A 19,772-nucleotide genomic window follows, 5' to 3' on the forward strand; every position below is an offset into this window, starting at 1 on the left:
GCAGGTTTCAAGCCCGGCCCATATTACCGGCTTAAAGCGACAAAGGAGACAGTTCGGACGCGTCCGTCCGTGTCCTTTGTGTCCTTAAGACCTAAACCAGCCCCTTCCCATCCCGCAGGCGCCGCGATAGGTTGCAACAAAAAACGGGATGAGGATGAACCATGCTGACCAAAGGCGATGATTTTCCGCTGCACCAGACATGCGAGCCGGTGGCCTTCGCGGGCACCGATCGCAATTTCTACGACCGCTATTTCTTCAACGGCTACAGCCCCGACGGATCGGTCTTTTTCGCCGCCGCCATGGGTTTCTATCCGCAGCTCGGCATCGTCGACGCCGCCTTTTGCGTCGTCGTCGACGGCGTCCAGCACAACCTCCGCGCCAGCCGGCGGTCGTCGGGCGAGCGGCTCGATCTTTCGGTCGGACCGATCGCAATTTTGATCGACGCGCCGCTCGAACGCGTCACGCTGAGCATCGCACCCAATGACGGCCCGCTCGCCGCCGAAATGACCTTCACCGGCCGCCATTTCCCGATCGAGGAACCGCGTTTCATCCGCCGCAACGGCACCCGCCTGTTCATGGACTATACGCGCATGACGCAGAACGGCCGCTGGGCCGGCTGGCTGTCGGTCGATGGCCAGCGCGTCGCCGTCGGCGACGGCTGGACCGGCACCCGCGACCGCAGCTGGGGCATCCGCCCGGTCGGCGCGGGCGAACCGCAACCGCCGCCGCAGGGCAATTTCAACCAGTTCTTCTGGCTGTGGACGCCGTGCAATTTCGACCATGCCTCGCTGTTCTTCCACAGCAATGACGATGGCGAAGGCAACCCATGGAACCGCCGCGCGGTGATCGTCGGCGACAATGGGTCGGAGACGCATTTCGACGCCGCCACCTTTGCGCTCGACTGGCAGGGGGGTAGCCGCCGCGTCGCCGCGCAGCGCACCGAGCTCGGCGGCGGGCGGTCGCTGACGCTGTCGCCGACCGGCCCGGTCTTCGCGATGAGCGGCCTCGGCTACACCCATCCCGTCTGGGGTCATGGGTTCGACCACGGCCCCGATCTTGCCGTCGCGCACGACAGCATGGCAGAGGGCGAGCGCGGCTGGGGCAATCCGCTCGCGATGCATATCCAGGCGCTCGTCACCGCCGAACTCGTCGACGGCAGCACCACGCATCGCGGGGTCGGTGTCCTCGAACAGCTCTTTGTCGGCCCGCACACCCCGACCGGCCTCTCCGGCCTGATGGACCCCGCCGCATGAGCTTCCCGACTTCACCGGAGGCGATGTCGCCCGCATGGATCGCGGAGAAATTGGGGCAGGCCCCGGGCGCGCTGCGCGGCTTTACCGCGAGCAAGGTCGGCACCGGGCAGATGTGCGACAGCTTTCGCCTGACGCTCGACTGGGCCGACGGGGTCGACGCGCCGGCAACGATCATCGCCAAATGCCCGAGCCACGACGAGGCGAGCCGCAACATCGCCAAGCTGACCGGCACCTATATCAAGGAGGTGAGTTGGTACCGCGACCTCGCCGCGACCAGCGGCGTGCCGGCGCCCGCCTGCTATTTCCACGCGATCGAGGATGACGAGGTCGAATTCGTCCTGCTCCTCTCCGACCTCGCCCCCGCAGCGCAGGGCGACCAGCTCGCCGGCCGCGACCTCGCGGGGCTGGTGCCCTGCATCAATGCAGTGGCGAAGCTCCACGCCCATCTGTGGAACGATCCTGGCCTCGCCGACATGTCCTGGCTCGCGCGCGACAATAGCGGCCTGATTCGCGCGATGTTTCCGCAGCTCTATCTCGGCTTTCGCGAGCGTTATGCCGAACGCCTGGCGCCCGAGGTGCTCGATCTCGGTGCGGGGATCGTCGACCGGCTCGACGCCTATTTGTCCCGCGAACCCGCGGCGCGCAGCCTCGCCCATGGCGACCTCCGGATCGACAACATCCTTTTCAGTCCGGACGGGAACGCATGCTGGCTCGTCGACTGGCAGACGCTGGGGCGCGGCAGCGGCGCCACCGACCTCGCCTACCTCGTCGGCACCAGCATCGCCGACCCGTTCGAGCGCGCCGCCGCCGACCGCCCGGCGTTCGACCATTGGATCGCGGCGTTGAAAGCCGAAGGCGTCGATCCCGACGCGGATGCACTATGGACCGACTATCGTCTCGGCGCGCTCAGCGGTTATTTCATGGCGGTCTTCGCGTCGATGAGCGTCGAGCGCACGACGCGCGGCGACGAAATGTTCGCGGTGATGGCCGAACGCCCGGCGCGGCAGGCGCTGGCGCTCGGCAGTCTCGATCTGCTTTGACGCGAAAAGTCCCCGTTAGGTCGCCATTTACCATCCCCCCCTAAGACGGAGGCAATGGGCGAACAACCGGACATCGCAGCGACCCTGTCGTCATGGGCGCCCCACGCACTGACGCTTGCGGCGGCCCTGCTCGCGCTCGCGCTGATGCTCCGTTTCGCGATCCCGCGCGGCCGGTCACGCCCGGTGCGCACGAAGGTCCTGTTGCGCGCGCTCCTGCCCGCACGGATCGTGCGCAGCCCATCGGGCCGCGCCGATATTGCCTGGTTCCTCTTCGGCGTGCTGTTCTCGGCAAGTGCACTGGGTTGGGCGCTCTGGTCCGGCGAATGGTTCGCGGGCCATATGCTACGCGGCCTCCATATGCTGTTCGGATCGCCCGCGCCGATCGCCGCGCCGGCGTGGGTCGCCGGCACCGTCATGACCCTGATGCTCTTCACGGCCTATGAATTCGCATATTGGCTCAACCACAGCCTCAGCCACCGCGTTGGCTGGATGTGGGAATTCCACAAGGTGCATCACACCGCCGAATCGCTGACGCCGCTTACCAATTTCCGGGTCCATCCGGTCGACACGATCCTGTTCTTCAACATGGCCGCCGCATCCGCAGGCATCGCCATGGCGCTCGTTCATTTCGCCTTCGGGCGCGTCGGCGGCGGATTCCTCATCCACGGCGCCAATGCCCTCACCTTCCTCGCCACCATAATCTTCACCTATCTTCAGCATTCACACCTGTGGATCAGCCTGCCCGGTGGCGCGGGCCGCTGGCTGCTCAGCCCGGCGCACCACCAGATCCACCATTCGGTCGAGGAACGGCATCACGACCGCAATTTCGGATCGACGCTTGCGATCTTCGACCGGATCTTCGGGACGCTCCACCTGCCCGCCGCGAAGCGCGAAAGGCTGCGCTTCGGCGTCGATGGCATCGCCTATGATCCGCACGGGCTCACCGGCGCGGTACTGATGCCTTTCGCCGATGCCGCGCGACGGATCGCCACGAGCATCGAGACCAAGAAAGAGGGCGGCGCGTCGCCAGACCACCCGCTTCAGTCGCTGCGCGAGAACGCTAACTGACCGCCGCGATCCCGGCGAACGCCGCCAATCCGACGGCCGAAGCGACCATGGCGCCGCGCCGCATGTTCGGCACCTTGAGCGCCACGATCAGCCCCGAGGTCACGAGGAAGAACAGCCCGAGCGCCAGGATCGCGGCATAGATCTTGAACGGCGTCCCGCCCTTCGCCTTGTGCAACTGAACGAAGAAGCGGTGCCAGTTCGTTTCCTTGACGATCAGCTTGGCCGTGGCCGCGGTTTCGCCGGGCTCGAGCGTCACGTCGCGCCGCGAGCCGGTCCAGTCGAGCTGGAAACTGTCGCCGACCGGCTTGACCGTCGCCCCACCGGTCGGAGGCGCAACGTCCTGCTTGGCGAGTTCCCTCACGACGATCGCCTGCAGCGCCGCCTTGTCGTCGGTCAGCGGTGCCGACAGCGTCACCACATGGTCGCTCGTCACATAGTCGCCCTTTGCACCCCAGGTGTAGAGCGCTCCCGTCAGCAGGTAGAGGAGAATGGCGGGAAAGAGGAAAGCGGCGACCAGCATGTGCCAGCGGACCAAAAGACGGTGCATGAAAATTCTCCCGATGGAAGCGCCCGGTCGGACAGGATTATATCGCATAGTCAAGCTGGTGCCGGCGCATGCAACAATATTTTACAACCGCGTGCGCGGGCGGCGCGCCTATCTCAACCGATGCGTTGTTGGATCGCCGGGTGCCCGCGTCCAAAGAAAAAGGGCGGCCCGTTGCCGGACCGCCCTTCCCTTCTCCGTCCGTCGACGGAAAATTCGTTAGCGCTTCGAGAACTGGAAGCTGCGGCGGGCCTTGGCCTTACCGTACTTCTTGCGCTCGACCGTGCGGCTGTCGCGGGTCAGGAAACCAGCGGACTTCACGATGCCGCGCAGTGCGGGTTCGAAACGGGTCAGCGCCTGCGAGATGCCGTGCAACACGGCGCCCGCCTGGCCCGACAGACCGCCACCCTTGACGGTAGCGACGATGTCATAGCTGCCAATGCGATCGGCGAGGCCGAACGGCTGGTTGATGACGAGGCGCAGCGTCGGACGTGCGAAATACACTTCCTGGTCGCGGCCGTTGATCGTGATCTTGCCGGTGCCGGGCTTCAGCCACACGCGGGCGACGGCGTCCTTGCGGCGGCCGGTCGCGTAGGAACGGCCCTGCTTGTCGACCTGCTTTTCACGCAGCGGCGCATTGCTGGTCGGGGCGGCAACGGTGCCTTCAACGGCGCCGCCGAGATCCTTGAGATCGGTCATGGTCTGTTCGTCGGCCATTATGCACCCACCTTGTTCTTGCGGTTCATCGAAGCGACGTCGATCACTTCGGGGTTCTGCCCGGCATGCGGATGGTCGGTGCCGGCGAAGACGCGCAGGTTGCGCATCTGCTGGCGGCCGAGCGGGCCGCGCGGGATCATGCGTTCGATCGCCTTTTCGAGCACGCGCTCGGGAAAACGGCCTTCCAGGATCTTGGCGGGGCTGGTTTCCTTGATGCCGCCGGCATAGCCGGTGTGCTTGTAATAGCGCTTGTCTTGCAACTTCTTGCCGGTGAACTTCACCTTCTCGGCGTTGATGACGATGACATTGTCACCGCAATCGACGTGCGGGGTAAAGCTCGGCTTGTGCTTGCCGCGCAGGATATTGGCGATGATCGATGCGACGCGGCCCACAACCAGGCCGTCGGCGTCGATCAGCACCCATTTCTTTTCGACCGTTGCGGCGTTCGCCGATACGGTCGTCTTGGTCAGCGCCTTCATCATGGCGACCTCCTTAAGACATGGACGAGGGCGAGAGGACCCGCCCGAAACAAACCGCGCCGCACGTCCCGAGCGGGACATCGCGGCGCTTCGGAGCGGGCCAATGGCGATAACTGCGCCGAAAGTCAAGCAAGGAGCGGCTTTGCTGACGGGTAAAATAATACCTTCTAAGTCAGCACTACCCCGGATCGCCCGGCGTCAGCGCGCGAATCCGCTCTTCGACGAGAGTCCGCGCGGCGCTTCCAGGCTCGCCCACCCAGCTCTGCCGCTGTTCGCGCAGGATGAGTCCGGTGTCCGTATCGACCGTCCATAATGTGTCGATGTCGAGCGGCGCGGCGCCAGCCGTCACCTCGCCCTTTTCGACCTTGGCGACAATAAGCCGCGCGTCGTCTTGCTGGATCGATACCGACGCATCGCCATTATCAGTGGTCGGGATCGCTGCATTGGCGGGTGCGATCAGCGCGCGGATGTCGGCGGTGACCAGCTTCTCACGCTCGGTTTCGGGCAGCGAGGCAAGCAGGGCCGCCACCTGCTGCGCCTCGGGTGCCTCGGCGCCCGCCGCCAGTCCCTGCGTCCGCCCGGCAACGCGCGCCCACAAACTATCGGGATCGGCGAGCGCGACCTTGCGCCCATCGGCATCGACCAGATAGGTCAGCGTCTCGCCGACCAGCGGCTCGACCAGCCCGGTCAGCGCCCGGACGAGTTCGGGCCGCGCGTCGGATTCGATCCGCCGCAGCACCGCGTCGAGCCGGTAGCCGCGCCCCGCGCTTTGCCATTCGAGCGCATAAACGAGCGAAAAGCTGATCAGCGTTCCGTTGCGGCTGATCCGCCGCGTCGTGACGCGATACGCCATCGGCTGTCCGACTGGCGGCGCGAAGCGCTGTTCGCGCACCGCCATCGACGCGGGCTGCTCCACGGTTGCGACTGCAGTCTCGGGCGCGGCGAGCAGCAGAAACGCCCCCGCCCAGACGCCCGCGCCGATCATGCGGCGGCGCGGCCCAGCCGGTGAAGCCCGGCCGCCGCCGTCGCGACCAGGATCGCGCCGGTCACCTGGTGCAGCACCGCGATCCACAGCGACACGCCGGTCAGCACGGTCAGGATGCCGAGCATCATCTGCGCGGCGACCACCGCGACCAGCATCGTCGCCACGCCCGTCGCGCCACGCCGCGCGAGCGTGCGAGCAAGCCAGAGCAGCGCCAGCGCCGCGACCCACGACCACCAGCGGTGGAGGAAATGGAGCAGGAAGGGATCGTTGGTCAGCGCCATCCACGCGCCGTCCGACCAGTCGATGCCCTCGGGGACGAAATGATCGTTCATCGCCGGCCAGGTGTTCGCCACCTGCCCGGCGTTGAGCCCGGCAACCCAGGCGCCAAGCAGCAACTGGACGAAAAGGATCGCGATCACCGCGATCGCCGCGCCGGTCAACCGCGCCGGCCGGGCGGCCGGATCACGCGCCAGTGCCGTCAAATCGCGCGCAGTCCATACCAGACCCGCCAGCAGGAACAGCGCGGTGAGCAAATGGGTCGCGAGGCGGAAATGGCTGACGTCGGTGCGATATTCGAGGCCCGAAGCAACCATCCACCACCCGATCGCACCCTGCAGCCCGACCAGCGAGGTCAAGGCGAACAGGCGCCAGCCGTAGCCGGCCGGGATCGCGCGCCGCGCCGCGAACCAGATCAGCGGGACGAGCATCGCGCCGCCGACGAGCCGACCGAGGACGCGGTGCAGCCATTCCCAGAAGAAGATCGCCTTGAACGCCGCGAGCGACATACCGACATTGATCTCCTTATATTCGGGGATCTGCTGATATTTGTGGAACTCTTCCTGCCAGCCCGCTTCGTTCAGCGGCGGCAGCACGCCCGACACCGGCTTCCATTCGGTGATCGACAGGCCCGATTCGGTCAGGCGGGTAATACCGCCGACGGCCACGACTAGGATGACCAGCAGTGCCACGCCCCAGAGCCAACGCGCGAGCGCGGCGGGCCGGGGTCCGGGGGGGGCGGTCGAAACAGGATTATTCGCCATCGCCGCCCTATCGTCGCTCGCCCCGACTTAGGCAAGGGGGCGACGAAAATCATGGCCGGCGGGCCAACCGGTCGGTATCAGACGGCGATGCGCTCCTCCGCCCTGTCCCTGCTCGCCGCCGCGGCGATGCTCGCGCCCGGCGCGGCGCGCGGCGCGTCGACGGACTCCGCCGCGCTCGCCGCGCAGGAAGCGCGACTGGCGGCAATCGCCTATCGGCTGACCACGGGCAGCGCGCACTGGTGCCCCGACACCGTGCCGCAGCCGGGCTGGTTGCTCAGCGACGCGCGGCGGTTCGACCAGCGCGACCGGGCGTCCGCCGCGGCCACCTATGGCACGACCGGCGACGGCCCGTTCATCGCCGCGCTCGCCCCCGATACGCCCGCCGCCCGCGCCGGACTTGTACGCGGCGCGACGATCGCCGCGATCAACGGCCAGCCGGTACCGACACTCGGCGCCGGGCCGACGATGCGGATCGATGCGATCGTCGTGATGCTCGACGCGCTCGAGTCCACCGCCGCGCTGACCGTCACCGATGGCGCCGGGGTCGTGCATCCGATCGCCCCCGCCCCCGGCTGCGCGAGCAGTTTCCGGATTGAGCGGTCCGGGCCGCAGGCCGCCGCGAACGGCAGGCTCGTCCGCCTGACGCTCGGCCTCGCGCGCTCGATCGCCGACGATCAGGAAATGGCGGCAGTGGTCGCGCACGAACTGGCGCATAACATCCTGCGCCATCGCGAACGGCTGGCGGACGACCGGTCGATCGACCGCGTACGCCAGACCGAACTGGAAGCCGACCGGCTGTCGGTGTGGCTTATGGCGGATGCGGGCTATGATCCCGCCGCCGCGATCCGTTTCTGGAACCGGCACAAAAAGCCGCTGGTCCGCGCCGCCAGCCACCCGCCGCGCAAGGAACGGATCGCCGCGATCGACGCCGAAATTGCGGCCATGCGAACCGCGCGCGCCGCCGACCCCGCCGCGCGGCCCTTGGAATTGCGCGGCGCATTCCTATTTTGAGGCCATCCCCGCTCCCGACAAGGATTACCGCCATGACCCACGAAACCGCGATTTTTGCCGGAGGCTGCTTCTGGTGCACCGAAGCGGTGTTTCGGGGCCTTGCGGGCGTCGACAAGGTCGAAAGCGGCTATATCGGCGGCCATGTCGTCGATCCCACCTACAAGCAGGTGTGTGGCGGCGACACCGGCCATGCCGAAGCGATCCGCATCACCTTCGACCCCGCCGTCATCTCCTATGGCGACCTGCTCGACGTCCATTTCGCGACGCACGATCCGACGACGCTCAACCGCCAGGGCAACGACATCGGCACCCAATATCGCAGCGCGCTGTTCCCGCTCGACGCGGCGCAGGGCGATTCCGCGCGCGCCGCGATCGACCGCGCCCAAAGCGACCAGACGGCGCCGATCGTGACCACGATCGAACCACCCGCGACCTGGTACCCGGCCGAGGACTATCACCAGAATTACTGGGACAGCGAAGGCCAGCGCAATCCCTATTGCATGGCGGTGATCCCGCCCAAGCTCGCCAAGCTGCGCAAGGGCTTCGCCGACCGGCTGCGCACCGACTAGGCAGAATGGCCGGTGCGACGGGTGTTGCATAATGGCCGCATGACGTGACTTGTCATTGACTTGCCTGCCGTTTCGGCTAGCGGACGCGGCCACATTCGGGCAGGTTGGCTCGTGCGCGTTGGGGGTCGCAAAAAAGCGTGCTGGCATCATTGTTCCTGATCGGCGCGATCTGGTCGACGCCGCAGATGTCGGTTCAGGCCGCCAGCCAGACGATCGTCGAAGACGGCATCGACGGAATGACCAATGCGGTCAACCGGATGACCGGCGGCATCATCACCTATGCGCGCTGGCCGGGACCGGCCGAGAGCCACCGCACCTTTTGCCTCGTCGGCACCCCGCAACTGACAGCCCGGGTCGCCCCCGACCTGCCCGGCAACGGCCCGCGAATCACGGTCCGCCGCACCACCCCCGGCGCGGTGATAAGCAACGGCGATTGCGACATCCTGTTCCTCGGACGATTGCCAATCGCCGACCGCCAGCGCCTGATCGGCTGGGTGCGCGGCCGCCCGGTGCTGACGATCAGCGACGACGACCCCGCCTGCCTCTATGGCGCGATGTTCTGCCTCGCCGAAAAACCGGCGGGACTGAGCTTCTCGGTCAATCTCGATTCGATCGGCCGCGGCCCCTTGCGCGTCGATCCGCGCGTGCTCAAGATCGGCCACGCCGACGGAGGCACGCCATGACGCGCCGCCCGCTCGTTCGTACCAGCTTGCAAAAACTGCTGTCGCGCTTCCATTTCGGCGTCACCTTGTTCGCGGTCGCGCTGTCGGGGCTGACGATCCTGCTGTCGGGCATCACCGCGATGCGCGGCTATGCCGATCGCAATATCGAACTCGCGGCGCAACTCGGCGCCTATGGCGTCGAACCCGCGCTGGTGTTCAACGATGCCGCCGCGGCGCGCGAAGGGCTCGCGCCCCTGATGCAAATTCCCGGCATCGCCAGGCTGCGGGTGCTCGACGACCGCGGCCGGCCACTCGCCGAATGGGTGTCGCCGTCGGAGGACCCGGCGCCGTTGCTGACCCGCGTCTTCTTCCCCGAACCCGTTGCCGTGACGATCCGCCGAAACGGATCGGCCATCGGCACAATCCAGGTGTGGGGCGATTCCTCGACGCTGATCGACTATGTCCGCATCGGGCTGCTCGCCGGGCTCGCCTGCCTGATCGTCACCGCGCTCGGCACGATCGCCATGGCGCGGCGCTTCGAGTACGAACTGGTCAAGCCGCTGAACGAGATCGCCACGGTCGCCCATGACGTGCGCCTCCATCGCCGGTTCGACAAACGCGTTCAGTCGCTCGGCATCACCGAACTCGACCGGCTGGGCGGCGACATCAACGCGCTGCTCGACGAACTGCAGGGCTGGCAGGGCAGCATGGAAAGCGAACGCGCGATGCTTGCACACCGCGCCTCGCACGACGCGCTGACCGAACTGCCCAATCGCGCCGCCTTCGACGAACAACTGGCGCAGCGCATCGGGAAGGCGCAGCAACAAGGCAGCCGCCTTGCCCTGCTCTTCATCGACGCCGACAATTTCAAGGCCGCCAACGACCGCTTCGGCCACGCGGCGGGCGACGCCGTACTCGTCGCGCTATCGAACCGGATCGGCGCGACGTTGCGCGACGGCGACTTCGCGGCGCGGATCGGCGGCGACGAATTTGTCGTCCTCGTCGATCCGCTCGATGCCGCGATGGAGCCATCGGCGCTCGCCGATCGGATTCGCATCAGCATCTCGCAGCCGGTGACGCTGCCGGGCAACGCCCTTTATCGCCCGACGGCGAGTGTCGGCGTCGCGGTCTTTCCCGACGAAGCAACCGATGCCGCCGCGCTCCTCACCGTTGCCGACGCCGCCATGTACGCCGACAAACTATCCAACCGAACCCGCCCTTGATCCCCCCAATGAAGCGAGTTGATGCCGTGATCCATGCCCTTCGCCGTCCCTTACGCGTGCTGTCATTCCTGTTCATCGCGGCGGCACTCGCCGCCTGTCAGAGCGTCCCCCAGCCCACCGGCTTCAACGCCGCGCAGGTCGCCGCACTCAAAGCCGAAGGTTTCGTCGAGACCGATGCCGGCTGGACGCTTACCCTGCCCGAGCGGCTGTTGTTCGCGACCGACGAAAGCAATCTGAAGCCCGATCAGATCGAAACCATTTCAAAGATCGCCGCACGCCTCTCGGCGGTGGGGATCACCTCCGCACGCGTCGAGGGCCACACCGATTCGGTCGGCAGCAGCGCCTATAATCTCAAGCTGTCGCAGGCCCGCGCACAGGCGGTGGCCGCGCCGATGCAGGCGAATGGCATGTCGCTGGCTCCCGACCAGGTCATCGGCCGCGGCGAGGCGCTGCCCCTGTCGAGCAATGCCACCGCCGAAGGCCGCCAGGACAATCGCCGTGTCGTCGTGATCGTCTGGCCGCAATAGGCCCCGCTTTCCTTGGCCAAGCTTCGCCGCTAAGCCCGCGCCCATGAAACCGATCCGCAAAGCCGTATTCCCCGTCGCCGGCCTCGGCACCCGCTTCCTGCCGGCGACCAAGGCGATCCCCAAGGAAATGCTCCCCGTCGTCGACCGACCGCTGATCCAATATGCGGTCGACGAAGCGCGCGAGGCGGGGATCGAGCAGATGATCTTCGTCACCGGGCGCGGCAAGAGCGCGATCGAGGATCATTTCGACATCGCCTTCGAACTCGAAAAGACGATGTCCGAACGCGGCAAGGACCTGTCGGTGCTCGAACCGACGCGCCTCGGCCCCGGCAATTGTGCCTATGTCCGCCAACAGGAACCGCTGGGCCTCGGCCATGCGATCTGGTGCGCGCGCGACATCGTCGGCGACGAACCTTTCGCCATCTTCCTGCCCGACGAATTCATGCACGGCACGCCGGGCTGCATGAAGCAGATGGTCGACGCCTACCACCGCGTCGGCGGCAACCTGCTCTCGGTGCTCGAAGTGCCGCACGAACAGGTGTCGAGCTATGGCGTGATCGCGCCAGGGACGCAGGACGGCGCGATGACCGAAGTGCTGGGTCTCGTCGAAAAGCCCGCGATCGCCGACGCGCCGTCGAACCTGATCATCTCGGGCCGCTACATCCTCCAGCCCGAAGTGATGAAAGTCCTCGCGGCGCAGGAAAAGGGCGCGGGCGGCGAAATCCAGCTCACCGATGCAATGGCGACGATGATCGGCAAACAGCCGTTCCACGCCGTGACCTTCGACGGCGCGCGCTACGACTGCGGGTCGAAGGCCGGCTACATCCAGGCCAATCTCGCGGTCGCGCTCGAACGGCCCGACATCGCCGACGAGGTCCGCGCCTTTGCGATCGACCTTTTGAAATAGAACCGGCGGCGGCGAAACGCCGCCGCCGGCCCGATCCTCAATTGCCTTCGATATTCGGCTTCGGGAAGCTGTCGGCACCGATGGTGCGATAAAGCCATCCGCCGAGCGCGCCGCCGATCAGCGGCGCGACCCAGAACAGCCACAGTTGCTGCAGCGCGAGGCCGCCGACGACCAGGGCCGGCCCGGTGCTCCGCGCCGGATTGACCGACGTGTTGGTCACCGGGATCGAAATCAGGTGGATCAGCGTCAGCCCCAGCCCGATCGCGAGCGGCGCGAACCCCGCGGGCGCGCGCCCGTCCGTCGACCCCATGATGATCCACAGGAAAAAGGCCGTGAGCAGGATCTCGATGATCAAGGCCGAGGTACGATCAAAGCCACCGGGCGATCCGGCCTCATAGCCATTCGTCGCGAGCCCCTTGGTCGCAAGGTCGAAGGCCGGATTGCCCTCCGCGACATGCCAGAGCAGAAACGCCGCGACGATCGCGCCGAGCACCTGCGCCACCACATAGAGCGGAATGTCGCGCGCCGCGAACCGGCCGCCCGCCCACAGGCCCACGGTCACCGCGGGATTGAGATGGCAGCCCGAAATATGGCCGATCGCATAGGCCATGGTGACCACGGTCAGGCCGAATGCCAGCGAGACGCCGAGCAGCCCGATGCCGACGTCGGGAAATGCGGCAGCGAGCACGGCGCTCCCGCACCCGCCGAATACAAGCCAGAAGGTGCCGATAAATTCGGCCAAGCCCTTTTGCATGTTACTCATATGACCCTCCCCTCAGCGCCGACGGCGATGAGCGCGGCTGGCGCAGAAAACAGCCTAGCATCGCCATCGGCGACGACAAGCCCTTGAGCCGGCGCGGATCAGGCGGCGGCGACCGCCTCGACGAAGTGCCGTGCGCGCTGGTGCAGCGATTGCGCTGCTTGCGTCAACCCCGCCGACAATTTGCCGAGCGACTGCGCACCGTCGCCGACCGCGGTCGCGCCGCGGCCGATGTGCTGGACGCGCGTGTCGATCTCGCGCCCCGCCGCGACCGCCTGCTCGACATAGCTCGCGATCATCAGCGTCGTCGCGCTCTGCCCGTCGACCGCCTTGTCGACCGCGTCGGAAAAGCCGTTGTTCGCGACGATCGCCTTTTCGACCTCGTCGAACCCCTCGGTGACCTGGCCGACGATGTCGCGGATGCGGTCGATATAGTGGGTGATGTCGCCCGCCGCGCTGCGCGTCTGCTTCGCCAGCGTCTTGACCTCCGACGCGACCACGGCAAAGCCGCGCCCGGCATCGCCGGCGTGCGCCGCCTCGATCCCGGCGTTGAGCGCCAGCATGTTGGTACGGCTCGCCATGTCGATGATCAGCGCCAGCATCTGTTCGATCGACAGGCTCGCCGCCTTGAGCGCCGCGGCGCGCTCGCTCGCCGCCTTGACCTTGCGGTGCGCGTCGCTGCGGACGGTGCGGGCGTGGGTGCCGTCGTCGACGATCCGCCGCATCGAGGCGGCGAGCGCGTGGCCGCGGTCGCCGAGTTCGCCGAGCCCGGTCAGCGTCTGCGCGGTCGCCCCCGCGACCGACACCGCATCGCGGCCAGTCTGCTGCGCGCGTTCGGCAAGGTCGCGCGCCACCTCCTCGACCTGGCGTGCAGTGTGCGACAGCGCGGCGGTGAGCGCGGCGATATCTTCGTGGAACCGGTCCCCCGCCGCATCGACCCGCGCGGCGCGCGCGCTGCGTTCCTGCGCCAGTTCGACCTCGCGCAACATCGCCAGTTTGGCAAGCTGGCCGCTGTCGAGCGTTTCGACGAAACGGCCGTCGCGCACCAGCACCAGCCCCTCGGCGCCGGCCGCGCGCGAGACGATGGCGAGCAGGGTCGCGGTCGATTCGGCAACGTCGGCGGTCAGGCAGGGTTCGGTCATCGTCACGATCGACCCGCCGATCGTCGGATTCTGCATCAGCGAGAACCAGTAGGGACAGAACAGCAGTTCGCGCACCCGCTGCTCGCGGATGATCCCGACCGGGTGGCCGCGCGCATCGAGCACCGCGAGGACGCGCAGTTGCGGCTCGTGCCGGAACAGGTCGATCACCTCGGACAAATGGGCGTCGGTGCGGATCGCGGCCGAATGGCCGGGGGTGGGGGCAAGCGCGAGATCGACGGGGTTCATGGATAGACTTTACGCTGGAGGAGGCCCGGCAGACCTAACCCGCGATAGTAAAGACAGTTTTAACCATTTGTTTCAATGATATGACAGCAGCACCTGGCGGGTGCTCCTTCCGCCGCAATCCCCTGTTCAGCCGCGGCGCGATATGCGATTGCTGCCGCTCGTTCGAAAGGATGCCGATATGCGTGCGATGTTCCTCCTCCTGCTGGCCGCTCCGCTGCTCGGCGGCTGCGTCAGTACGGCCAAAACGATCGTCACCGCCCCGTTCAAGGCGGTCGGCCAGGTCGCCGACTGGTCGACCACCAGCCAGGACGAAGCCGACCGCAACCGCGGCCGCGAGTTGCGCAAGCGCGAGGAACGGCTCGGCAAGCTGACCCGCGAGCGCGACAAGGCCACCGAGAAATGCCGCGACGGCAAGGAAGAACAGTGCCAGCGCGCCGAGGTGCTCGAGCATGAGATCGAAGCCGAAATGGCGGCGCCGAACTAGACGCCCGCTACCGCACCCGCCGCCCGGTCCATACCACCCGGCCGACCAGTTGCACCGCCGCCATCGGCAGGGCATCCCAGCTGCGATACTGGACATTGTCGCTGATCACCGAAATCCGCCCCGGCCCCGGTGCGCGTGCGATGCGTTTGACCATCAGCACATCGTCCATGCGCAGCACATAGATGCCGTCGCGCAGCCGCGCCGCGGCGTCGCCGCCATCGACCAAAATGTCGTCGCCATCGTTCAGCGTCGGCGCCATCGAATCGCCCTCCACGCGGATGATGCTGAGCGCGCGCGGATCGGCGCCCAGGTCGCGCAGCCATTTGGGATCGAAGGCGACCTCGCCCTCGACGGGCTCGCCGTCGATGCTCGCTCCCGCCCCCGCCGAAGCGCCGATCGCCAGCTTGGGCACCAGCACCATATCGGCCCCGCGCGCCCGCGCCGGCGCGGCGACGCGATGCACCGGCCCACCCAGCATCGCTTCGGGCACACCCAGAAAGGCGGCGATGCGCGCCCGGTCCTCTTCGGCGAGCCGCCGCGGTGAACCGCGCTTGATATATTGCTGGATATAGGCGGGATTGCGTCCGATCTTTTCCGACAGCCGCGCATAGTCGACGCCCCGTTCCCGCAACAGCCGGTCAAGCGCGGCGCGCGGATCATCCCCGAAATTGGCCATGAGCGGTTCCTTCCTATTTCGTGTCTACCAATAGGATTTATCCTAGACAAGTAGGAAAATACCCATCAGATAGGAATTATCCTATCGGGTGAGTCGCCCGACGGTTGGAGCGATCAGGGAGGATTTATGGCGCGAAACCTGTTGCAGCGGATCGAGGCGTTTCTGGCCGAATCGGCGATGCCGCCGAGCGTCTTCGGCCGCGAGGCGGTGCGCGACCCGCGCCTCGTCGCCGATCTGCGCGAAGGCCGCGTCGCCGGACTTCGCATCATCTGCCGTGTTGAACATTTCATGAACAAATGGCGGGCCGACCATCGTGCCGGGCGCGTCGCGCCGTGCGGGGACCTGCGCCTCTACGCGGTGCGTCATCCGGGAGAAACGCCATGATGCGCTGGTCGCCCGCACGGCCGCCGCGCCCTGGATGCCCGCACCGCCGCCTTCGCCGTCTGCTCGAGCGCGAACTGCCGCACGGGCTGTCGCTCGCTGCCTCGACGCTGCGGCCATGGGCGAGCGCCAATTTCGTCGGCGCGCGGCACCTGTTCCCGTGCCTGATCGGCGACGAGGACGCGGCGGTGCTGCGCCCGCTACTGCAGGCCCGGCTCGAAACGATCGAATGGCGCCTGCCGGGACATATCGTCGCCGATCTGGTCGTCGAGATGGCCGACGACGGAGCGGATCTGCGGATCGAAGTGCTGACGGTGGAGGATTAGCCGACCGCGCGGCGAGTCATGCGCTGCAGCGTGCTGAGCGCCGCTTCGAGCGCGAAGTCGGGTTGCTCGACATCCTCGTTGGCGGCGGACGCTGGCGCTACCGGCGTCGCCGCGGCCGCTTTTCGACGCTGCGCGAGCCCCGCCTCGAACCGTGCGACCATCGCGCCGAGGCTGTTGTCGCTGGTTTCGGGCATCGGCGGACGCGTCATTTCGGCGGGTTGCAGCCAGGGCGCATCGGCGTCGTCGGCGTCATAATCGACCGGCGCGAGGTCGGCGAGCACCAGTTCGTCCTCGGCCTCCGCGACATCGGTCAGCATCAGGTCGAAATCGTCGTCGCCATCATCGACCGCGGGCGCGACCAGCGGCCCCAGCCCACCCACGGGCAGGTCGCGGCCGGCACGGATCGGCGGGCGCGGCGCATCGTCGGGGTGCATGTCGGCACGGCGGCGCGGCAGCGCCGCTTCGGCCTCGACCTTCGCCTGCCGTTTCGCGCGCGCCGAGACGCGGCGATTGAGCAGGTCGTTGCCGCGCACCGAGGGCTTGGCGACCAGAAGCGCGACCAGTCCCGCGAACAACGCGGCGATCGTCGCCATGCCGACCGCCAGCGCAAGGCGTCCGGCGTTGCCGACGGGCGGCAAGAAGAAATCCGACAGGCGATCGAGATAAAGGTTCCAGCTGATCCCGGCGACCCAGGCGAGCGGCATGACCGCCGCGAACAAAAAGGTCAGCGCCCCGGCACCGATCACCGCCGGCACAGTCGGGCGCACACCGCGCCACAGCGCCGCGAGCGTTTCGTGTCCGGACTTTTCCTGTTCGTCGTCCATATCGTCCCAACCTGTCCGCGTCAGGCCGCAAGCGATGCGGAATCGCGTCGCAGCAGTCGCTGGTAAACGGGTTCGTAACGTAAAATGTTTGACGACCAGTTACGATGCTTTTCGACGAAGACGCGCGCGACGCGGCGCTGCTCGGCCCAGCTCTCCTGCGATGCGAGCAATCCGGCCAGCGCCGATGCGATCGCCGCCGGGTCGTCGGGCGCGAACAGCGTCCCGGTTACCCCGTCCTCGATCAGCTCGCGGTGCCCACCGACATCCGACGCCGCGACCAGCTTGCCCTGCGCCATCGCCTCGAGCGGCTTCAGCGGGGTGACGAGGTCGGTCAGCCGCATCTTCTTGCGCGGATAGGCGAGGATATCGATCAGCGAATAATAACGCTCGACCTGGTCGTGCGGCACCCGGCCGACGAAGTGGATCCGGCTCGCGACGGGCGAGGCCGCCGCCTGTTCCTTCAGCGCCGTCTCCATCGGACCACCGCCGACGAGCAGCAATTGGGCGCCCGGCTGCGCCGCGATCAGCGCCGGCATCGCGGCGATCAGGTCGTCGATGCCTTCGTAATCATAGAAACTGCCGATGAAACCGATCACCGCATCGCCGTCGCCCAGCCCCAGCGTGGCGGCCAGCGCCGCATCGCGCGGCGGCGGGTCGCCGAACAGCTCGAGGTCGACGCCATTCGGCGACACGACGATCTTGCCGGCATCGACTCCGCGCGCAATCAAATCGCCGCGCAGCCCGTCGCAGATCACCGCGACCGCATCGGCCGATTTCACCGCATGCGTCTCAAGCTGGCGGGTCAGGAAATATTTGGCGCTGCCCTCGCGCCCGGTGCCGTTGCCGACCGCCGCATCCTCCCAGAAGGCGCGGATCTCGTACAACACCGGAATGCCGCGCCTTTTGCTGACACGCAGCGCCGCCATCGCGTCGAGCACCGGCGAATGGGCGTGGAGCAGATCGGGCCGCCATTCGTCGACCAGCGCCTCGATCCGCGCCGCGAGCGCCCCGATCTCGCGCCATTCGCGGATCGGCGAGCGCGCCGGCGCGATCGGGGCGGTGCGATAGAAGGTCAGGCCATCGACGGTCTCGCCGTCCGGCCCGGGTTCGGGATGGCGCACCCCGGTCACTCCGGCGACCTCCCACCCCTTCGCCACCTGCGCCTTCATCAGAGCGCGGGTGCGGAAGGTATAGCCGCTGTGCGCGGGCAGGCTGTGGTCGAGGACGTGGAGGATACGGGTCATGACCCGCGTTCAATGGCATACAAGCCTTAACGCGCCGTCAACCCAGATCGCGTAGGCGTGCGCCCATGGTCGACAATTTCTCCATCGGTCTGACGCACGTCCTGCTGGGAATCGCGCTGTGGCGACTGCTATACCGCGACGACCTCGACCGCGAAGTCAGCCCGCGCATGCTGTGGCAGCGCCGCAAGGACGCGGAAGAGCGCGGCGATGCGTGACATCGCTTTCGTCGCCTTTCTGTTCGCCTTCATCGGACTCGGCTTTCGCAAGCCTTTCCTGTTCGTGCTGTGCTTCTGCTACATCGATATCGTCGCGCCGCAACGTCTCAGCTATTTCCTGATCAACTCGATCCCGATCTCGCTGATCGTCTTCGGGCTCGCAATCGTCGGCTGGCTCGCGGTCGACGACAAGCGCGATACCAGGTGGTCGGGGCGACAATTCCTGCTGCTCGCGCTGCTCCTCTATTGCTGGATGACGACGATCCAGGCCGATTTCCCGGTCGAGGCGCAGGAAAAATGGAGCTGGGTGTGGAAGGCACTCGTCTGGGCGATCTTCCTGCCTCTCACGCTGCGCACCAAGCTGCGGATCGAAGCGCTGACCCTCGTCATGCTGCTCTCGGCGGCGGCGATCGCGATCGCCGGCGGTATCAAGACCGCGGCGGGCGGCGGCGGCTATGGCACGCTCCAGCTGCTGCTCAACGAAAATTACGGCCTCTACGAAGGCTCGATCATGTCGGCGGTCGGCATTTCGATCATTCCGCTGATCCTGTGGTACCGCAGGCATGGCACGATTTTCCCGCCCGACTGGCGCGTCAATCTCTTCTGTTTCGCCCTCGTCTTCGCGTGCGTGCTGCTGCCGATCGGGACGCAGGCGCGCACCGGACTCGTCTGCCTCGTCATCCTCGCGGGCCTGTCGCTGCGCGCGGTCAAGCACCGCTTCCTCTATGTCGCGGGCGCCGGGCTGCTCGCGCTCGCCGCCATCCCCTTCCTGCCGCAAAGCTTCACCGAGCGGATGGAAACGATCCAGAACCACAAGTCCGACCAGTCGGCCTCGACCCGCGTCGCGGTGTGGGCGTGGACATGGGAATATGCCAAGGACAATCCCTTCGGCGGCGGGTTCGAGGCCTATATGCAGAACCATGTCCGGGTCGAAAAGGCGGCGAGCGCCTATGATCCGCTCAAGCCGCAGGAGGCCGAACCGACGGTCTATGAGGAAAAGGGTCGCGCCTATCATTCGAGCTATTTCGAAATGCTCGGCGAACAGGGCTATCCGGGCCTGACGCTCTGGCTCCTCCTCCACCTTACCGGCCTGATCCAGATGGAACGGCTGCGGCGGCGCTATCTCAAGACGCGCCGCGGCGAGGAGCAATGGATCGCGCCGCTCGCCACCGCGCTCCAGCACGGCCATATCACCTATCTCATCGGGTCGCTGTTCGTCGGCATCGCCTTCCAGCCCTTCATCTACATGATGCTCGCGCTGCAGATGGGCTTGTCGACCTATGTGCGCCGCCGCGAACGCGAGGCCGGCTGGCGCCCGCTGACCGCCCGCCCGGCACAGGTCCCGACCCGGCATCCGGTCGCGCAAGCAAATTAGGCGCCTCACTTATATCGTCATTCCGGCGAAGGCCGAGATGACGGGCATGGGAACCATCGCGCGCGCCAACGCGC

At 67.0% G+C, this 19,772-nt stretch carries 24 protein-coding genes; 14 read left to right on the plus strand and 10 right to left on the minus strand.

What is annotated here, in order from left to right; translation table 11 throughout:
* Nucleotides 1–161 precede the first annotated feature (161 nt).
* The 3 genes from AC07U1_RS01270 to AC07U1_RS01280 are packed head-to-tail and all read left to right on the plus strand — an operon-like array spanning nt 162 to nt 3,361.
* A complete protein-coding gene (locus AC07U1_RS01270) occupies nt 162–1,253 on the plus strand; it encodes an Rv3169 family protein (RefSeq protein ID WP_495178657.1) in 1,092 nt (363 codons plus the stop codon).
* On the plus strand, nt 1,250–2,293 hold the full coding sequence (locus AC07U1_RS01275; RefSeq protein WP_495178658.1) for a phosphotransferase: 1,044 nt from the start codon (nt 1,250–1,252) through the stop codon (nt 2,291–2,293). Before AC07U1_RS01270 ends, AC07U1_RS01275 begins: the two co-directional genes overlap by 4 nt.
* Before the next feature lie 54 nt (nt 2,294–2,347).
* Nucleotides 2,348–3,361: a sterol desaturase family protein gene (locus AC07U1_RS01280; RefSeq protein WP_495178659.1), complete on the plus strand. Its 1,014-nt coding sequence runs from the start codon at nt 2,348–2,350 to the stop codon at nt 3,359–3,361.
* Here the strand turns inward: AC07U1_RS01280 and AC07U1_RS01285 are convergent.
* The 5 genes from AC07U1_RS01285 to AC07U1_RS01305 all read right to left on the minus strand — a co-directional run bounded on the left by AC07U1_RS01285 (nt 3,354) and on the right by AC07U1_RS01305 (nt 7,126).
* Nucleotides 3,354–3,908 (minus strand): PepSY domain-containing protein, encoded by a 555-nt coding sequence (locus AC07U1_RS01285; RefSeq protein WP_495178660.1) that lies wholly within the window; start codon nt 3,906–3,908, stop codon nt 3,354–3,356. The two genes, AC07U1_RS01280 and AC07U1_RS01285, sit on opposite strands and share 8 nt — an antisense overlap.
* 216 nt (nt 3,909–4,124) lie before the next feature.
* Nucleotides 4,125–4,622, minus strand: a complete 498-nt coding sequence (gene rpsI / locus AC07U1_RS01290) for a 30S ribosomal protein S9 (protein ID WP_056343681.1) — start codon at nt 4,620–4,622, stop codon at nt 4,125–4,127.
* Nucleotides 4,622–5,101 (minus strand): 50S ribosomal protein L13, encoded by a 480-nt coding sequence (gene rplM / locus AC07U1_RS01295; protein ID WP_056346996.1) that lies wholly within the window; start codon nt 5,099–5,101, stop codon nt 4,622–4,624. The genes rpsI and rplM overlap by 1 nt, the downstream gene beginning before the upstream one ends.
* Before the next feature lie 178 nt (nt 5,102–5,279).
* Nucleotides 5,280–6,086, minus strand: a complete 807-nt coding sequence (locus AC07U1_RS01300; protein ID WP_495178661.1) for a hypothetical protein — start codon at nt 6,084–6,086, stop codon at nt 5,280–5,282.
* Complete coding sequence (locus AC07U1_RS01305) at nt 6,083–7,126, minus strand: COX15/CtaA family protein (RefSeq protein ID WP_492736195.1); 1,044 nt, start codon at nt 7,124–7,126, stop codon at nt 6,083–6,085. The genes AC07U1_RS01300 and AC07U1_RS01305 overlap by 4 nt, the downstream gene beginning before the upstream one ends.
* Before the next feature lie 87 nt (nt 7,127–7,213).
* On the opposite strand from AC07U1_RS01305, the gene AC07U1_RS01310 reads away from it, so the two are divergent.
* From AC07U1_RS01310 to galU, 6 genes are all read left to right on the plus strand, one after another.
* The gene (locus tag AC07U1_RS01310; protein WP_495178662.1) at nt 7,214–8,137 is read left to right on the plus strand and encodes a M48 family metalloprotease; all 924 of its coding nucleotides are present in this window, start codon (nt 7,214–7,216) and stop codon (nt 8,135–8,137) included.
* Nucleotides 8,138–8,169: 32 nt separating this feature from the next.
* Nucleotides 8,170–8,706 carry a peptide-methionine (S)-S-oxide reductase MsrA gene (gene msrA / locus AC07U1_RS01315; RefSeq protein WP_495178663.1) on the plus strand — a complete coding sequence of 179 codons (537 nt, stop codon included), beginning with the start codon at nt 8,170–8,172 and terminating at the stop codon, nt 8,704–8,706.
* A gap of 137 nt (nt 8,707–8,843) precedes the next feature.
* Entirely contained in the window at nt 8,844–9,389 is a 546-nt protein-coding gene (yfiR, locus tag AC07U1_RS01320) for a regulatory sequestration protein YfiR (RefSeq protein ID WP_187141106.1), read from the plus strand.
* Nucleotides 9,386–10,591 (plus strand): diguanylate cyclase DgcN/YfiN, encoded by a 1,206-nt coding sequence (dgcN, locus tag AC07U1_RS01325; RefSeq protein ID WP_492736189.1) that lies wholly within the window; start codon nt 9,386–9,388, stop codon nt 10,589–10,591. The genes yfiR and dgcN overlap by 4 nt, the downstream gene beginning before the upstream one ends.
* A 56-nt stretch (nt 10,592–10,647) precedes the next feature.
* Nucleotides 10,648–11,118: an outer membrane lipoprotein YfiB gene (gene yfiB, locus AC07U1_RS01330; RefSeq protein WP_492742645.1), complete on the plus strand. Its 471-nt coding sequence runs from the start codon at nt 10,648–10,650 to the stop codon at nt 11,116–11,118.
* 43 nt (nt 11,119–11,161) lie between these two features.
* On the plus strand, nt 11,162–12,025 hold the full coding sequence (gene galU, locus AC07U1_RS01335) for a UTP--glucose-1-phosphate uridylyltransferase GalU (protein WP_056343707.1): 864 nt from the start codon (nt 11,162–11,164) through the stop codon (nt 12,023–12,025).
* Between the two features lie 37 nt (nt 12,026–12,062).
* Here the strand turns inward: galU and aqpZ are convergent, their stop codons facing one another.
* Together aqpZ and AC07U1_RS01345 are read right to left on the minus strand one after the other, a co-directional pair.
* On the minus strand, nt 12,063–12,788 hold the full coding sequence (gene aqpZ / locus AC07U1_RS01340) for an aquaporin Z (protein ID WP_495178664.1): 726 nt from the start codon (nt 12,786–12,788) through the stop codon (nt 12,063–12,065).
* Nucleotides 12,789–12,886: 98 nt separating this feature from the next.
* The gene (locus AC07U1_RS01345) at nt 12,887–14,173 is read right to left on the minus strand and encodes a methyl-accepting chemotaxis protein (RefSeq protein WP_495178665.1); all 1,287 of its coding nucleotides are present in this window, start codon (nt 14,171–14,173) and stop codon (nt 12,887–12,889) included.
* 178 nt (nt 14,174–14,351) lie between these two features.
* On the opposite strand from AC07U1_RS01345, the gene AC07U1_RS01350 reads away from it, so the two are divergent.
* Entirely contained in the window at nt 14,352–14,657 is a 306-nt protein-coding gene (locus tag AC07U1_RS01350; protein WP_495178666.1) for a hypothetical protein, read from the plus strand.
* A 7-nt stretch (nt 14,658–14,664) separates the two neighbouring features.
* Here AC07U1_RS01350 and AC07U1_RS01355 read toward each other — a convergent pair whose 3' ends face one another.
* Nucleotides 14,665–15,333: a S24 family peptidase gene (locus AC07U1_RS01355; RefSeq protein WP_495178667.1), complete on the minus strand. Its 669-nt coding sequence runs from the start codon at nt 15,331–15,333 to the stop codon at nt 14,665–14,667.
* A 126-nt stretch (nt 15,334–15,459) separates the two neighbouring features.
* Between AC07U1_RS01355 and AC07U1_RS01360 the strand changes: the two genes are divergently transcribed.
* Together AC07U1_RS01360 and AC07U1_RS01365 are read left to right on the plus strand one after the other, a co-directional pair.
* Complete coding sequence (locus AC07U1_RS01360) at nt 15,460–15,717, plus strand: hypothetical protein (RefSeq protein WP_492736179.1); 258 nt, start codon at nt 15,460–15,462, stop codon at nt 15,715–15,717.
* Complete coding sequence (locus AC07U1_RS01365) at nt 15,714–16,040, plus strand: hypothetical protein (RefSeq protein WP_495178668.1); 327 nt, start codon at nt 15,714–15,716, stop codon at nt 16,038–16,040. Before AC07U1_RS01360 ends, AC07U1_RS01365 begins: the two co-directional genes overlap by 4 nt.
* Here AC07U1_RS01365 and AC07U1_RS01370 read toward each other — a convergent pair.
* Complete coding sequence (locus AC07U1_RS01370; RefSeq protein WP_495178669.1) at nt 16,037–16,864, minus strand: hypothetical protein; 828 nt, start codon at nt 16,862–16,864, stop codon at nt 16,037–16,039. The two genes, AC07U1_RS01365 and AC07U1_RS01370, sit on opposite strands and share 4 nt — an antisense overlap.
* Before the next feature lie 20 nt (nt 16,865–16,884).
* Entirely contained in the window at nt 16,885–18,108 is a 1,224-nt protein-coding gene (locus tag AC07U1_RS01375) for a TIGR04063 family PEP-CTERM/XrtA system glycosyltransferase (protein WP_495178670.1), read from the minus strand.
* 65 nt (nt 18,109–18,173) lie between these two features.
* On the opposite strand from AC07U1_RS01375, the gene AC07U1_RS01380 reads away from it, so the two are divergent.
* Together AC07U1_RS01380 and AC07U1_RS01385 are read left to right on the plus strand one after the other, a co-directional pair.
* Nucleotides 18,174–18,323 carry a hypothetical protein gene (locus AC07U1_RS01380; RefSeq protein WP_187141115.1) on the plus strand — a complete coding sequence of 50 codons (150 nt, stop codon included), beginning with the start codon at nt 18,174–18,176 and terminating at the stop codon, nt 18,321–18,323.
* Nucleotides 18,316–19,698 (plus strand): putative O-glycosylation ligase, exosortase A system-associated, encoded by a 1,383-nt coding sequence (locus AC07U1_RS01385; RefSeq protein WP_187141116.1) that lies wholly within the window; start codon nt 18,316–18,318, stop codon nt 19,696–19,698. The genes AC07U1_RS01380 and AC07U1_RS01385 overlap by 8 nt, the downstream gene beginning before the upstream one ends.
* Nucleotides 19,699–19,772 lie beyond the last annotated feature (74 nt).

The organism is Sphingopyxis sp. GW821-FHT02C12 (assembly GCF_059421785.1).